The sequence below is a fragment of the Mesorhizobium sp. M7A.F.Ca.CA.004.04.2.1 genome, from assembly GCF_004022825.1.
GTDB lineage: Bacteria > Pseudomonadota > Alphaproteobacteria > Rhizobiales > Rhizobiaceae > Mesorhizobium.
This window is the reverse complement of sequence record NZ_RZPH01001363.1, coordinates 1-1,238: the sequence shown is the minus strand read 5'-3', so window position 1 is coordinate 1,238 and position 1,238 is coordinate 1. Positions and strand designations below refer to the sequence as shown.

At 64.7% G+C, this 1,238-nt stretch carries 1 protein-coding gene; it reads right to left on the bottom strand.

Annotation, left to right across the window (positions count from 1 at the left end; translation table 11 throughout):
* Positions 1 to 199: 199 nt before the first annotated feature.
* The coding region (locus EN893_RS34580; RefSeq protein WP_348632537.1) for an HlyD family secretion protein at positions 200 to 1,238 on the bottom strand (1,039 nt) is incomplete at its 5' end.

Sequence of the window (1,238 nt, the reverse complement as noted above, 5' to 3'; positions counted from 1 at the left end):
GGGTTACATCGACTGAAAGTCTCTGATGAGCGGATGCCTGCCGCCCGGAAACATGAGGACCGACGGGTCCGCGTCGGAGATTTCAGATTTCGGCCAGGCCGCGACGCGGCAGCGCCAAAACGCTGATCCTTCCAGCTCCTCCCATCAGACCAATCCTGCTATTCACCTCCGCCGCTGGTCCTGCGGCAATCTGTTGACGTTACTGCGCGGCCTCGCCAGCCGTGGCGTGACCAAAGATCGAGGGCAGGCCACGCGCCACGCCGGTGTCGACGGTAACGGTGGCGCTCATGCCGGTGCGCAACGCCATCTTGGCGTCCGCATCGATCAGTTCGAGACGAACCGGGATACGCTGTGTGACCTTGACCCAGTTGCCGGTGGCATTTTGGGCCGGCAGCAGCGAGAACTCGGCTCCCGTGCCGGCGCCGATCGCCTTGACCGTCGCCTCGAAGGTGCGCCCTGGATAGGTGTCGACCACGATCTCGGCCTTCTGGCCGGGCTTCATGTGGGTGAGCTGCGTTTCCTTGAAATTGGCATCGATCCAGGTGTCACCGGTCTCGACCAGCGAAAACAGCGGCGTGCCGGAACCGACATACTGACCGACCTTGAACGACGAGGCCTGGCTGACGATGCCGTCCGCCGGCGCCTTGACCGTTGTCTGGGCCAGGTCGTAGGCCGCCTTGTCGCGCGCGGCGAGCGCGGCCATCACGGTCGGGTGCTTGTCGGTCTCGATGTCGGGATTGCCGCCAAGGCCTGCCTTGGCGCTGATGATGCCTTGCTCGGCAACCGCCAGCTGCTGCTTGGCCTTGTCGAGATCGTTCTTGGCTTCGTCGAGCGACGATTTGGCGTTGATGCCCTTCTGGGCGAGATCGGCGGCGCGGTCGAACTGCGACTGGGCGAAGGCGACCTGGCTGGCATCGGACTTCTGCTGAGCCATCGACTGGCCATAGGCCGCGCGCAACTGCTCGACATTGAGACGCGCGCCCGCAACCGCGGCGTCGGCCTGCGCCAGCGCGATCCGGTAGGGCTCGGGGTCGATGGCAAACAGCTCGTCACCCTGCTTGACCAGCTGGTTATCGAAGATGTCGACCTTAACGATGCGGCCGGCCGTGTCGGAAGCGATCGACACCTTGGCCTGCTGCAGATTGGCGTTCTCGGTCTCCTGATAGCGGCCGCCGGTGACCCAGACATAGCCGCCGCCGACAGCCAATGCCGCAGGCAGCGCGACCATCAGCAGGAAG